Below are 13030 nucleotides of genomic sequence, written 5' to 3' on the forward strand. Positions count from 1 at the left end.
GGTGCGTCCTTACTTGCTGTTCACGTGCTGGGCCAGGGCTTGCGCGGCCTCAAGCGTATCTTTGCGGGCGGTGGCATCTGCGATCCAGGCGGACAGGGCAGGTTTGCCAGCCTCGGGCATCGCCTCAAGCTCGCTCAAAGCGGCCGCGATCCGACCATCCTTCAATGCCGCCTCGGCGCGGGACAGGATGGCGTCGGGGTCGTCGCCCTCTTTCGGTTCCAGAGACCGGGCCCCAAGCTGGGTGCGGAAAAAGGCCGTGACACGGTCCATTTCGCCATCCCTGACCGCTGCCCGGATCGACGCGTCCAGGGCTGCGCGCGCCGCCTCGGGGAAGCGTGCCTGCAAGGTGGCCAACGTGATGATCCCGTCTGCGGCATGGGCCGACAGCGCGTCGGGCGCTTCAACACCAGCGTTTTCGGTCAGGTCAAACAGCGCATCACCATAAGGCTGCCCGCTTTCCAGCGCTGCCAGAACGCGTGACATCGCGGCCCGTGCCGCAGCAGCTTTGGCGGCTTCGGCGGCGCTGACCTCAAGCGTTTCGGCCTGATCCTGCGCCGCGCTGATCCGTTCAAGCTCGGCATCCAGCATCTGGCGCATCTGCTGTAGTTCACGCTCATAAGCCGCTGCCGCAGCGGCGGCCGCTTCCATTCCCGAACCTTGCGGCAGTTTCTCGACCGTGTGAACGCGGTTTTCCAGATCGGTCAGCTTTTGGGACATGGCCTCGTACTGCACGCGAATCTGGTCCAGTTGCCCGGTCAGTTCGCCGCGCAGTTCATCAAGACCAGTATCCTGCTGCAACGCAGTCAATGCCGCTCCTTGCGACGAGGTCGCCCCCTCGATCTCGGACACACGGTCGCCAAGTTCGGTCAGCTTGACCTCGACCGGATCCACATCGGGCTGACGGGCAAAGGGCCACTGGTCGGGATACCGCGCCGCGCCAAAGCCCAGAGCCGCCGCGACAGCCCCGCCCAGCAAAAGCGGCACAAAGACAGACCCACCGCGCGCAGCGGGTGTGTCAGCCGAAGTATCAGATGGCTCGGACGTCGTTTCATCAGGCTGCGGGTCAGCCAAATCATCTTTCGCGGGCACCACGTCCGCCTCGGCGTCGGGCGTCTTGCCATCCGGCGCCTCGGCTTCCGGCGGATCGGACGTCTCAGGCGCCTCGGGCGCTTGTTCCGGTGTATCAGTGACTGTTGGCCGGTCGTCCGGCTTCGGTTTTGCGGTTTTGGGTTCGTCAACGACAACGGCGTCTTCGACCGTCTCTGGCTTATCCTTGGCTGGTTTGCGGGGCTTGGCCAATTTCGGAACCTCTCGAATCTCTTAAAGAAAATCACGGTGCGTCTGCGGTTTCAGCTTAGCTTGCGACCCCGGATGGCTCAAGCAAGGTCAGTGTCGCAGGGCGGCGATTGTCCGGTCGACCATTTCTGATCCGGTGGGTTCGGTGGCCACCTCGCTGGACCCGCCAGTCTCGCTCCGCCAGACCTCGGCCACCGCATCGCTGATGGCAATGACGTGCACGTCGGGTCCGATCGTCGTGATCGCCTGCCCAACCAACCTTGCCGAGCGGGGCGAAAAAAGGGGAAGGATCGCAGGACGCTCCCCTTCCAGCACATGACGGGCCGCATTAGTCAGGGGCAGATCTTCCTGCCGGTATGTCTGCGCCGACCGCGCGTTCACCGACCGGTGCGACAGCGCGGCAGGAAAATCGGTCGCCACATGCGATCCGCGCAAGTAAAGCACCGCCCCCGGATCGGGCTGAGTGTCCATCCACGCCAGCAAAGCCGCTGCATCCAGCGCACAATGGCACACCTCGCCCCCCGCCTGCGTTACCGCTTCGGCGGTGCGTGTGCCCACGCAAAAGACCCGCTTTCCCTGCAATGAACCCTGGATCGCGTGGACAGAGGTGGCAATCACCACGTCAATACCGGACAGATCGGGCCAATCCCCGGTCGGAACGATATTCAGGATCGGTGACAGCACCACCGGGATCTTATGCCCCAGATCCGTTTCGATTTGGGTCAACATCTGGCTGGCACTAAGTGCCGGCCGGGTCAGTACCAGGGTCTTTTGGGTCGACATGACGGGCCTGCCGGGATTGTCTGAGTTGCCCTGTGGTGTTACCCCGACCCAAGGCCAATCTGCAACCAATCCCGCCTGGACCTAAACGCAATGACTGACACGTTAACCCTTTTGGGGCTGGAAAGCTCCTGTGACGACACGGCGGCGGCGGTTGTGCGCCATACGCCCGGAGAGTTGCCGCAGATCCTGTCCTCGGTCGTCGCGGGTCAGGCGGAGCTGCACGCCGATTTTGGCGGAGTCGTGCCCGAAATCGCGGCTCGCGCCCACGCCGAGAAACTGGATATCTGCGTGGAACAGGCTCTGTTGCAGGCCAATTTGCTCCTGAAAGACCTGGACGGCATCGCCGTCACGGCCGGGCCGGGGCTGATCGGGGGCGTGGTTGCGGGTGTCATGTGTGCCAAGGGGTTGGCGGCGGGGTCAGGGTTGCCGTTGATCGGCGTGAATCACCTGGCCGGTCATGCTTTGACCCCGCGCCTGACCGATCAGGCGTCGTTCCCTTATCTGATGCTTCTGGTCTCGGGCGGACATTGCCAGTTTTTGATTGCCAAGGGACCAGAGGCGTTTCAGCGTCTGGGTGGCACCATCGACGACGCCCCCGGTGAAGCGTTCGACAAAACCGCCAAGCTGTTGGGTCTGCCGCAACCCGGCGGCCCCTCGGTCGAGGCCGAGGCGCGACAGGGCGACCCGCAGCGGTTCAGGTTCCCCCGCCCCCTGCTGGATCGCCCCGGCTGCGACATGAGCTTTTCAGGCCTGAAAACCGCCCTGTTGCGGCAAAGGGACCGCCTGATTGCAGAGCATGTGGGGCTGCGACGCCGCGACCGCGCCGATCTGTGTGCCGGATTTCAGGCCGCCGTGGCTGACGTGCTGGCGGAAAAATCGCGCCGTGCGCTGGCGGAATACCTGACCCTGAAACCCTCTGCCCCGATATTGGCAGTGGCAGGGGGCGTCGCCGCGAACATGACCATTCGCAGTGCGTTAGAGACTGTTTGCACACAGGCGGGGGCCGCGTTTCTGGCGCCACCACTTGCCCTGTGCACCGACAATGCCGCGATGATCGCCTGGGCCGGGATCGAACGGATGCGAGCGGGGGCGCGTGACGATATGACCTTGCAGGCACGACCGCGCTGGCCACTGGACCAAAAGGCCCCGGCCATGCTTGGATCGGGAAAGAAAGGGGCTAAGGCATGAGTGTTTCGGTTCTGGGCGCCGGCGCGTTCGGCACGGCGCTGGCGATTTCGCTGGCGCGCACGGGTCAGCCGGTGACGCTGTGGGCGCGCGATCTGGGCGACATGGCGAAAACACGGGAAAACACCCGACGCCTTGCGGGGTTCACATTTCCCGACTCCCTCATCGTGACGGATGATCTGTCGCTTGCCACGCAGGCTGGGATTATCCTTGTGGCGGTTCCGATGCAGTCCCTTGCCGGGTTCCTGACCGAAAATGCCGGTCAACTGAATGGCAAAACTCTTGTGGCCTGCTGCAAGGGCATTGACCTGAAATCGGGTCTTGGCCCGGCCGAGATCATTCGGCGCGCTTGCCCCGATGCGACCCCCGCCATCCTGTCCGGCCCCAGTTTCGCGGTGGATATTGCCGCGGGCCTGCCAACCGCCCTGACCCTGGCGGTCAAAGACGGTCACGCGCTGCAAGCGGCGCTGTCGACGCCGAATATCCGCCTATATCGCAGCGCCGATCTGGTCGGCGTCGAAATCGGCGGTGCCCTGAAAAACGTTGTGGCCATTGCCTGTGGCATCACGGTGGGGGCAGGACTTGGTGAAAGCGCCCATGCAGCCCTGATGACCCGCGGATTTGCCGAGATGCAGCGGTTCGCCCTGTCGCGCGGTGCGCGCCCCGACACCTTGTCCGGCCTGTCCGGCTTTGGCGATCTGGCATTGACCTGTTCGTCGGAAAAATCGCGCAACTTTGCTTTTGGATTGGCCCTGGGCCGCGGCGACCCCCTGCCTGAAGGCACCACGGTCGAGGGCAAGGCCACCGCCAAAGCAGTCTCTAACCTTGCGCAAAAGCTGGGGTTGGACATGCCCATCGCCGAGATGGTCGTGGCCGTTCTGGAAAAACATCTGACGGTGAAGGAAGCCGCCGAGATGCTGCTGACACGCCCCTTGAAGGAGGAATAACATGCCTTTCGCCCTGATCTGCACCGACAAACCCGGTGCGATAGACACCCGCAAAGCCAATCGTGAGGCGCATCTAGCCTATATCAAGGACACCGGCGTTGTCGCGCAGGCCGGTCCCTTTCTGGACGCAGACGGCGGAATGTGCGGCTCGCTGGTGATCCTTGACGTCGTCGATCGTGAGGCGGCACAGGCTTGGGCCGATGACGACCCCTATGCCAAGGCAGGATTGTTCGCGGATGTACGGATCGAGGAATGGAAAAAGGTGGTGGGATAATGTCGTATTGGCTTTTCAAATCCGAAGTCTCGACCTGGAGCTGGGACCAACAGGTCGCCAAGGGGGACGCCGGCGAGGAATGGGACGGCGTGCGCAATTATCAGGCGCGCAATCATATGCGCGAGATGAAGGTGGGCGATCTTGGGTTCTTCTATCACTCGCAGAAGGAAAAAGAGATCGTCGGCATCGTCGAGGTAATCGCCGAAAGCCATCCCGACAGCACGACCGATGACGATCGCTGGGACTGCGTGGATATAAAGGCGGTGCGGCCGCTGAAGAACCCGGTGACTCTGGCCATGTGCAAGGACGACCCCCGCCTTGCCGATATGGTGCTGGTCAACAACACCCGCCTGTCAGTGCAACCCGTAACCGAACAGGAATGGAACGTGGTGCTGGAGCTTTCTGGCGACAAAACCTGATCTTGGGATCATACTGGTCACATCTTGGATGCGAACAGGAGAGAACAAATGTTGCAGGTCTTGATCTCGGCCATCGCCGGATATGCGTTCGGCGCGGTCTGGTATATGGTCCTGGCCAAAAAATGGGTGGCAGCGACTGAGATCGAAGTGGATGAGAATGGAAAGCCGGTCGACACTTCCCCGCTGCCTTTCATCGTCGCGTTCATATCTGCGCTGGTGGTGGCCGGAATGATGCGGCACATCTTCGTCATGGCTGGTATTGATACGGTCGGCAAAGGTCTGACCACAGGTTTGGGTCTGGGCCTGTTCGTAGCGGCACCGTGGATCGTGAACAATGTGATGTTTGGCGAACGCGACAAAAGCCTGATCTGGATCGACGGTGGCTATGCCGCGGGTGGCTGCGCGGTGATCGGGCTGGTACTGGCCCTGTTTTGACATTGTCTGAATACGAGAAAGGAGGGGCTGAAGTCTCGGCCCCTCCTTTCCACCCCACGTGCTCCCCAGCACCTCAAGCGACTTTGAAATTCAGGTCCGGCCGTCCTAGCCTTCGACTTGACATTAGCGGTTGGCGCACCGCCCTGCAAGCTCACTATGCTTACAATATTATTCGAAATCAGAATGTTAAGGTTAAATTAACAAAGGCGCCGCACCCGTGGCGACGCCCCTGTGTCCGGTCCGTATCGGCTTAACCGTAAACGGATTCCTTGCCGAAGTGCTTGACCAGCATGTAATACACAACGGCGCGATACTTGTTCCGCTCACTGCGGCCATAGGTGTCGATAACGGCATTGATTGCATCCATCAGTTGCGGCCCATCGGCCAGCCCCAGCTTCTTGACCAGAAAATTGTCCTTCACGGTCTCAAGCTCGCTGTCCTGAGTGGCAGCGACGGTTGACGCATCATCATTATAGATTGCCGGGCCGCACCCGATGGTCACCTTGGTCAAAAGGTCCATGTCCGGGGTCATGCCACATTTGGTTTTCAGGTCCTCTGCATATTTTGCAATCAGCTCGTCACGTTTACCCATGTTGGTCTCCTTGGTTACAACTTTGGGGCTCTGCCCAACTCGCCAATGAGACTAGGGTTATTCACGAACGGGTCAAAGGAAAAGTTTGCGCGCGTATTCCCCCTAGGTTTTCCGGGCGATTTCGCGCACCATGCCACGGTGCTCAGTTTGATTTAGGAGGATAACATGGGTCTTTGGAGCTTTGTGAAAGGTGCAGGAAAATCGCTGTTCGGCGGCGGTGATGAATCCGCCTCGGCCGATACGCTGAACAAGGAGGTTGCCGACCTTGGCATCGACACGTCCGGGCTGGACATCAAGGTGGAAGGTGAAAAGGTCACCGTGAAAGGTGGCGAGAATCTGAGCGCGGAGGATCGCGAGAAGGTGATCCTGGCGGTGGGGAACGTCGAAGGCGTTGCCGAGGTTGAAGCCGACCTTGACGGTGAACCCACATTCCACACCGTCGAAAAGGGAGACACGCTGTGGGCCATTGCGGAAAAGACGCTGGGCAACGGTGCACGTTACAAAGAGATCTTCGAGGCGAACAAGCCGATGCTGAAAGATCCCGACCTGATCTATCCCGGACAAAAGCTGCGCATACCCGGCTGACAAGCCTGATACCAACCAAGGCGGCACGTTTCCGGACGGGCCGCTTTTTTCGTGCCAAACACGCCCCTGCGGCAATTTTTGCCTTGTGACACAAGCTGAGTCGCTGTCTGATCCGTTGAAATCTGCAAGCGAGGATCAGACACAAGATGGCATCATATTTGAAATCCACCCCGACCCGTGACGGCATGTTCGGCGACTATGGCGGCGCGATGCTGCCACCCCCGCTGGAGCCACATTTCAAGGAAATCCGCGAAGCCTATGACCGGATCTCGAAATCCGCTGATTTCATTGCCGAACTGCGTCACATCCGCAAACATTTCCAGGGACGGCCGACGCCGATTTCCTATCTCAAGAACCTGTCGAACATGTCCGGCGGGGCGCAGATCTATGCCAAGCGCGAAGACCTGAACCATACCGGCGCGCACAAGCTGAACCACTGCATGGGCGAAGGACTGCTGGCCAAGTTCATGGGCAAGAAAAAGCTGATGGCCGAAACGGGTGCAGGTCAGCACGGGGTCGCGCTTGCCACAGCCGCCGCCTATTTCGGACTGGAATGCGAGATTCATATGGGCGAGATCGACATCGCCAAGGAAGCGCCGAACGTCACCCGCATGAAGTTGCTGGGTGCCGAGGTCGTGCCGGTGGGTTTCGGCGGTCGATCGCTGAAGGAAGCCGTTGACAGTGCCTTTCAAAGCTATCTGGACCAGGCAGATACCGCGCTCTTTGCCATCGGGTCGGTCGTTGGCCCGCATCCCTTCCCGCTGATCGTGCGTGATTTCCAGCACGTCGTCGGCATCGAAGCGCGCGAACAGTTTCTTGAAATGACCGGCGATCTGCCCGACATGGTTGCCGCCTGTGTGGGCGGGGGGTCGAACGCCATGGGTCTGTTCTCGGGCTTTATCGACGACGAGGACGTCGCGCTTTACGGGGTCGAACCGATGGGCACCTCGTCCAAGCTGGGCGATCACGCGGCCACCATCACCTATGGTGAAGACGGTGACATCCACGGCTTCCGCACCATGGTTCTGAAGGATGAAAAGGGCGAACCCGCGCCGGTGCACACGGTCGCCTCGGGTCTGGATTATCCCGGTGTGGGGCCGGAACACGCGCATCTGTATCGCACCGGCAAGGCGAACTACACCGCTGCCGACGACAAGGAAGCCCTGGCGGCGTTCTATGCGCTCAGCCGTCACGAGGGCATCATTCCTGCACTGGAAAGCGCCCACGCTGTGGCCTTTGCCATGCGCGAGGCACCCAAGAACCCTGGTAAGTCGATCCTGATCAACCTGTCGGGTCGTGGCGACAAAGATATTGACTATGTCACCGAAACCTTCGGGTTTGGCGACAAGAGCTGACAAAAGACGGCGCCGCCCCGAAGGGCGGCGCTTTCAACTTCAAACCATGAAAGACGTCATCGACACGTTATTGCGTCGTGGTGCCTTCTTCGGTGGTCGCTTCACCGGTGGCTTCGCCTTCTTCAGACATTGCGCCTTCTTCAGTCGCAGCGCCTTCCTCGGTTTCCGAAGATTCTTCGGTGGCTGCCTCATCCGTCACGGTGTCGGCAGCACCTTCTTCAGTCGTCGTTGCGCTTTCCTCGGTCATCGTCGCGTCACCGCTGGCGCCACCTTCCGCCTGTGCCAGAAGCGATCCGATCGAGGTTTCGCCCGGCAGGTTCTCGGCGGTGGATTCATCGAATTCCGGATAGGTTTTCAATGTCTCCTTGTCGGTGCCCAGACGCAGGGTCGCGCCGTCATCGCCAAGTTCAAACTCGGTCAGCGGCAGGGCCACGGTGTATTCGCCAAGGCCCAGGAAACCACCGATGCCCAACACGACTTCGGGCCCGTTCGCCCCCATGATCACGTAGTCGACTTCGCTGATCCGCTCACCCTCCGGGTCATAGGCGAACATGCCGATCATGTCGGCAACCGTCATGTCCCCGAGACTGGTGAACATGGGCTCAACGACTGCGGTGTCTGCACCCGTGGTTGCGGTGCCGGTTTCCGGCGTGGCGGTGTCTTGGGCCACGGCGCCACCGGCGATCATCATTGCAACTGCGGTGCTCATCAAGAAATGCTTGCGTTTCATGTGTGCCTCCTTTGGTCACTCTACGTGTCCACAACCAATCCAAAGGGCGTTGGTTCCAAAGCAGAGACAGTCGATGCAGAACCGGCAAATTGTTGCCGGATTCCACATTCAGGAAGCGCAGATTTCCGCCGTCTTTCCCGGCAAAACCCGATCTAGTACCGATAGTGTTCGGGCTTGAACGGGCCTTCTGGCGTGACACCAATATAGGACGCTTGTTCGCTGCTCAGCTTCGACAATTTCACACCGATCCGGTCCAGATGCAGGCGCGCGACCTTCTCATCCAGATGCTTGGGCAGGATATAAACCTTGTTTTCGTATTCATCGCCCTTGGTCCACAGCTCGATCTGCGCCAGCACCTGGTTGGTGAAGCTGGCGGACATCACGAAAGACGGGTGACCCGTAGCGTTGCCAAGATTCAGCAAACGGCCCTCGGACAACAGAATGATGCGGTTGCCTGACGGCATCTCGATCATATCTACCTGGTCTTTGATGTTGGTCCATTTGTGGTTCTTCAGGCTGGCCACCTGAATCTCATTGTCGAAGTGGCCGATATTGCCGACGATCGCCATATCCTTCATCGCACGCATATGCTCGATGCGGATCACGTCCTTGTTGCCGGTGGTGGTGATGAAGATGTCAGCGTCCGCCACGGCGTCTTCCAGCGTCACCACCTCGAACCCGTCCATCGCGGCTTGAAGGGCGCAGATCGGGTCAATCTCGGTCACTTTCACGCGGGCGCCAGCGCCGCGCAAGCTGGCGGCCGAGCCTTTGCCAACATCCCCATAACCACAGACAACAGCAACCTTACCCGCCATCATCGTGTCGGTGGCGCGGCGGATACCGTCAACCAGCGATTCCTTGCAGCCATATTTGTTGTCGAATTTCGACTTGGTGACAGAGTCGTTCACGTTGATCGCCGGGAAGGGCAGTTGACCCTGTTTCACCAGATCATACAGGCGGTGCACGCCGGTGGTGGTCTCTTCGGACACACCCTTGATCTGGTCGCGCATCTTGGTGAACCAACCGGGGCTGGCTTCCATACGTTTTTTGATCTGTGCGTGGATGACTTCTTCTTCTTCCGAACCGGGAACGCCCAGATCTTCGCCCGCTTCTGCACGTGCGCCCAGCAGGATGTAAAGCGTCGCGTCGCCGCCGTCATCCAGGATCAGGTTCGGGCCGTCGGGAAACTGAAAGGACTTGTCCAGATAATCCCAATGCTCCTCCAGCGACTGGCCCTTGATCGCGAACACCGGAATACCCGCCGCCGCAATCGCCGCCGCCGCATGGTCTTGGGTGGAAAAGATGTTGCACGACGCCCAGCGCACATCCGCCCCCAACGCGACAAGGGTTTCGATCAGCACCGCCGTCTGGATGGTCATGTGCAAAGACCCGACGATCCGCGCGCCTTTCAGGGGTTTCGTTTCGCCATACTCCGCGCGCAGCGCCATCAGCCCCGGCATTTCGGTTTCGGCGATGTCCAGTTCCTTGCGGCCAAACTCGGCCAGATTGATGTCTTTTACGATATAGTCAGTGGTCACGGTGTCTCTCCGATACGGAACCCAATACGTTTGCAGGTGCCGTAGCATCCTATCGGCGGGCTGGCAATCAAGGCTGATTGACACGCGGGCCAAAAACACCAGAGTGCGGCTCTGAACCCGCGAGGAGACCGCAAAATGCCCAAACAACCCCGCGCATGGCAACGGATGCTGTCCGGTCGTCGTCTGGACCTGCTGGATCCGACACCGATGGATATCGAGATCGAGGATATCGCCCACGGTCTGGCGTTCGTCGCGCGCTGGAACGGGCAGACCTTTGGGGATTTCCCCTACTCGGTGGCCGAACATTCGCTGCTGGTCGAAACGCTCTATTCCCGCATGAATCCCAATGCGCCGGTGAAGTGGCGGATGGCTGCCCTCTTGCATGATGCGCCGGAATACGTGATCGGCGACATGATATCGCCCGTCAAATCGGCGGTTGGCCCGGCATATGGAGAGCTTGATGATCGCCTGATGGCGGCCATTCACATCAAATTCGGCCTGCCTGCCAAGCTGCCCGAGACCGTCAAAAAGGCGATCAAGAAGGCGGATCGAATCTCGGCCTGGCTTGAGGCGACCCAGATCGCAGGCTTCTCGGTCGCGGAATCCAACAGATTTTTCGGCACACCTAACGCCGAGCAGATCAAGGGGTTGTCCATTGCGCTCCGCCCCCCGGCCGAGGTGCGGCGCGACTTCACCAGACGACACGAAGATCTGCTGGGACAGATGACATGATCACCACCCGGCAAGCCCGTGCCGGGGATGCGCTGGCCATGTGTGATGTGATCAATCCGATCATTCGGGAAGGGTCCACGACGGCGCACCGGTCAGAGTTTGACGCAGAGCGGATGTGCGCCACGCATATCGACGCGCCGCGGCTGATCCGCACGACGCTGGCATTTGACGGCGATGACCTGCTGGGGTTTCAACTGCTGGAATGGGCCGACCCGGACTATGATGGACCAGAGGCCTTACCCGATGACTGGGCCGTGATCGCGAGCTTCGTTCGCAGCGGGTTGCAGGGCCGTGGTGTGGGGCAGGTGCTGTGGCGGGACACACTTTTGGCCGCGAAACGGGCAAATGTACGGGCCATAGACGCCAGCATCCGAACTGATAACGAGCCGGGCTTGGCCTACTACGCAAAGCTCGGATTCAGAGACTATTCCAGCATAAACGGCATGGTATTGTCGGATGGAACGGTGGTCGACAAGACCCGCAAACGGTTCGATATCGCCTAAGCGCAGGTTTGGCCCTGCCGCCCGGTTGCATCGCGCCAGCCCAAGAACCGTTCCCGCGAAAAGGTCAGAATCAGATCATTCCATTGCAACTGCTGCGCAATGCTTGCGGGGCAACCTGAAAGCGGCAGCACCTCATGCCGGCCAAGTTCGCGGTCCAGCGCCGGCACGACGCCTTTGGGCGAACGTCCGAAGTCTATGCGCTTGTTCACCGGATCAACCTGTAGCCCGGCGGCATCCGGGCGAATGACCACCGCGCTGCGCGTCGGCGCTGGCGCCACGCAGGCGGTCAGTCCAACCATCATCACGACAGCACCAAGACACCGCATCACTTCGGGCTGCGCTTGGCTAGGATGCGTTGCAGGGTGCGGCGGTGCATGTTCAGACGCCGCGCGGTTTCCGAGACATTGCGGTCACACAGTTCATAGACCCGCTGAATATGTTCCCACCGGACCCGGTCTGCCGACATAGGGTTTTCCGGCGGTGGTGGCATGGCGTCCGATTTCGCCAACAGCGCATTCATCACGTCATTTGCATCAGCGGGCTTCGACAGATAGTCATTCGCCCCGATTTTCACCGCCGAAACCGCCGTGGCAATCGCGCCGTAACCGGTCAGAACCACGATCCGGGCATCGGGGCGCTTTTCGCGAATGGTTTCAACCACGTCCAGCCCGTTGCCATCCTCAAGCCGCAAGTCAACCACGGCATAGGCTGGCGGGCGAGCAGTGGCGATGGCCTTGCCAGCCGCGACGGATCCGGCCGTTTCGGGTGCAAACCCGCGTTTCTCCATCGCCCGCGCCAGTCGGCGCAGGAACGGTTCGTCGTCATCGACAAGCAGCAGGGATGCGTCCTCACCGATCGCTTCAAGTTCCTGTGCCGTCATCAGACCAACCTCCGGTTCGCGTCTTATTCAACTTTACCTATGCGTTTCGCACCGTAAGGTCAATTTCAACGCACCGAAACCGGCTATTTCTCCGAGGCGTCGATGAAGCACCCCACCCGGTCGGCCATCTGTTCCGGCGTCTCGTCGCGTTTGAAGAAATCGGCAAACCCGGTGTCAGGGAACATCAGATAGGTGAAGGTGGAATGATCCATCAGGTAATAATCTTCCTGCCCTTCTTCGGGTTCCTGCTTGCGGTAATAGGTTTTATAGGCCTGGCTGGCGGCTTTCACCTGCTCAGGCGTGCCGGTCAGCCCGATCATATCCTCGTGCATATAGCTGGTGAAATCGGCCAGATGCTCGGGCGTGTCGCGCTCGGGGTCGATCGAGATGAACGCCGACTGAATATCATAGCCGCGATCCTGCAACAGGCGCATCGCCTCGGCGTTGCGCGCATTGTCCAGCGGGCAGACATCCGGGCAGAACGTATAACCGAAATAGACCAGGGTCGGCTTTGTGATCACATCCTTGTCGGTCACAAGCTTGCCAGTTTCATCGGTCAGCTCGAACGGGCCACCGATAGAGGCGACCCCGGTGCCCACCGCGCCGGCCCGACACTGGGCAAACTTGTCGACCTCGCCGGTGGTGACATACCAGGTCACACCCACAAGCGCGGCGATGGCCACGGCCCCGGTTACGGCATAAATTCGCATCATCGGCTCTCTCCTTCAGAACGTGTCGGCATTGATCCGATTTTTCCGCAGGACTAACAAGGGATC

The 13030-nt window shown here is 60.3% G+C and carries 17 protein-coding genes; 9 read left to right on the top strand and 8 right to left on the bottom strand.

What is annotated here, in order from left to right; translation table 11 throughout:
* Positions 1 to 9: 9 nt before the first annotated feature.
* Together IE188_RS12185 and IE188_RS12190 are read right to left on the bottom strand one after the other, a co-directional pair.
* Entirely contained in the window at positions 10 to 1299 is a 1290-nt protein-coding gene (locus IE188_RS12185) for a COG4223 family protein (RefSeq protein ID WP_191286782.1), read from the bottom strand.
* Between the two features lie 87 nt (positions 1300 to 1386).
* A complete protein-coding gene (locus tag IE188_RS12190) occupies positions 1387 to 2079 on the bottom strand; it encodes a uroporphyrinogen-III synthase (protein ID WP_191286783.1) in 693 nt (230 codons plus the stop codon).
* Between the two features lie 90 nt (positions 2080 to 2169).
* Between IE188_RS12190 and tsaD the strand changes: the two genes are divergently transcribed.
* Genes tsaD through IE188_RS12215 form a run of 5 tightly spaced genes read left to right on the top strand, consistent with a single transcriptional unit; the run spans position 2170 to position 5339 of the window.
* Complete coding sequence (gene tsaD / locus IE188_RS12195; RefSeq protein ID WP_191286784.1) at positions 2170 to 3267, top strand: tRNA (adenosine(37)-N6)-threonylcarbamoyltransferase complex transferase subunit TsaD; 1098 nt, start codon at positions 2170 to 2172, stop codon at positions 3265 to 3267.
* Positions 3264 to 4211 (top strand): NAD(P)H-dependent glycerol-3-phosphate dehydrogenase, encoded by a 948-nt coding sequence (locus tag IE188_RS12200; RefSeq protein ID WP_191286785.1) that lies wholly within the window; start codon positions 3264 to 3266, stop codon positions 4209 to 4211. Before tsaD ends, IE188_RS12200 begins: the two co-directional genes overlap by 4 nt.
* Before the next feature lies 1 nt (position 4212).
* Positions 4213 to 4485: a YciI family protein gene (locus tag IE188_RS12205; protein WP_191286786.1), complete on the top strand. Its 273-nt coding sequence runs from the start codon at positions 4213 to 4215 to the stop codon at positions 4483 to 4485.
* Positions 4485 to 4904: an EVE domain-containing protein gene (locus IE188_RS12210; protein WP_191286787.1), complete on the top strand. Its 420-nt coding sequence runs from the start codon at positions 4485 to 4487 to the stop codon at positions 4902 to 4904. Before IE188_RS12205 ends, IE188_RS12210 begins: the two co-directional genes overlap by 1 nt.
* Before the next feature lie 48 nt (positions 4905 to 4952).
* Complete coding sequence (locus IE188_RS12215; RefSeq protein WP_191286788.1) at positions 4953 to 5339, top strand: DUF1761 domain-containing protein; 387 nt, start codon at positions 4953 to 4955, stop codon at positions 5337 to 5339.
* 250 nt (positions 5340 to 5589) lie between these two features.
* Here IE188_RS12215 and IE188_RS12220 read toward each other — a convergent pair whose 3' ends face one another.
* Positions 5590 to 5931, bottom strand: coding sequence for a DUF2853 family protein (locus IE188_RS12220; RefSeq protein ID WP_191286789.1), 342 nt, complete (start codon positions 5929 to 5931; stop codon positions 5590 to 5592).
* A gap of 165 nt (positions 5932 to 6096) precedes the next feature.
* On the opposite strand from IE188_RS12220, the gene lysM reads away from it, so the two are divergent.
* Positions 6097 to 6516 carry a peptidoglycan-binding protein LysM gene (gene lysM, locus IE188_RS12225; RefSeq protein WP_191286790.1) on the top strand — a complete coding sequence of 140 codons (420 nt, stop codon included), beginning with the start codon at positions 6097 to 6099 and terminating at the stop codon, positions 6514 to 6516.
* Between the two features lie 146 nt (positions 6517 to 6662).
* On the top strand, positions 6663 to 7871 hold the full coding sequence (gene trpB, locus IE188_RS12230) for a tryptophan synthase subunit beta (protein WP_191286791.1): 1209 nt from the start codon (positions 6663 to 6665) through the stop codon (positions 7869 to 7871).
* A gap of 67 nt (positions 7872 to 7938) precedes the next feature.
* On the opposite strand, the gene IE188_RS12235 is transcribed toward trpB, so the two are convergent.
* Positions 7939 to 8601 (bottom strand): hypothetical protein, encoded by a 663-nt coding sequence (locus IE188_RS12235; protein WP_191286792.1) that lies wholly within the window; start codon positions 8599 to 8601, stop codon positions 7939 to 7941.
* A 152-nt stretch (positions 8602 to 8753) separates the two neighbouring features.
* Positions 8754 to 10139: an adenosylhomocysteinase gene (ahcY, locus tag IE188_RS12240; protein ID WP_191286793.1), complete on the bottom strand. Its 1386-nt coding sequence runs from the start codon at positions 10137 to 10139 to the stop codon at positions 8754 to 8756.
* A gap of 135 nt (positions 10140 to 10274) precedes the next feature.
* Between ahcY and IE188_RS12245 the strand changes: the two genes are divergently transcribed.
* Both IE188_RS12245 and IE188_RS12250 read left to right on the top strand, forming a co-directional pair.
* Entirely contained in the window at positions 10275 to 10871 is a 597-nt protein-coding gene (locus IE188_RS12245) for an HD domain-containing protein (protein ID WP_191286794.1), read from the top strand.
* Complete coding sequence (locus tag IE188_RS12250; RefSeq protein WP_191286795.1) at positions 10868 to 11374, top strand: GNAT family N-acetyltransferase; 507 nt, start codon at positions 10868 to 10870, stop codon at positions 11372 to 11374. Before IE188_RS12245 ends, IE188_RS12250 begins: the two co-directional genes overlap by 4 nt.
* Here the strand turns inward: IE188_RS12250 and IE188_RS12255 are convergent.
* The 3 genes from IE188_RS12255 to IE188_RS12265 all read right to left on the bottom strand — a co-directional run bounded on the left by IE188_RS12255 (position 11371) and on the right by IE188_RS12265 (position 12967).
* A complete protein-coding gene (locus tag IE188_RS12255) occupies positions 11371 to 11676 on the bottom strand; it encodes a hypothetical protein (RefSeq protein ID WP_191286796.1) in 306 nt (101 codons plus the stop codon). The genes IE188_RS12250 and IE188_RS12255 overlap by 4 nt on opposite strands.
* 23 nt (positions 11677 to 11699) lie before the next feature.
* Complete coding sequence (locus IE188_RS12260) at positions 11700 to 12254, bottom strand: ActR/PrrA/RegA family redox response regulator transcription factor (RefSeq protein ID WP_191286797.1); 555 nt, start codon at positions 12252 to 12254, stop codon at positions 11700 to 11702.
* 83 nt (positions 12255 to 12337) lie between these two features.
* Positions 12338 to 12967 carry an SCO family protein gene (locus tag IE188_RS12265; RefSeq protein ID WP_191286798.1) on the bottom strand — a complete coding sequence of 210 codons (630 nt, stop codon included), beginning with the start codon at positions 12965 to 12967 and terminating at the stop codon, positions 12338 to 12340.
* Between the last annotated feature and the right edge of the window lie 63 nt (positions 12968 to 13030).

This window comes from Aliiroseovarius zhejiangensis (assembly GCF_014656375.1).
GTDB classification, from domain to species: Bacteria; Pseudomonadota; Alphaproteobacteria; order Rhodobacterales; family Rhodobacteraceae; genus Aliiroseovarius; species Aliiroseovarius zhejiangensis.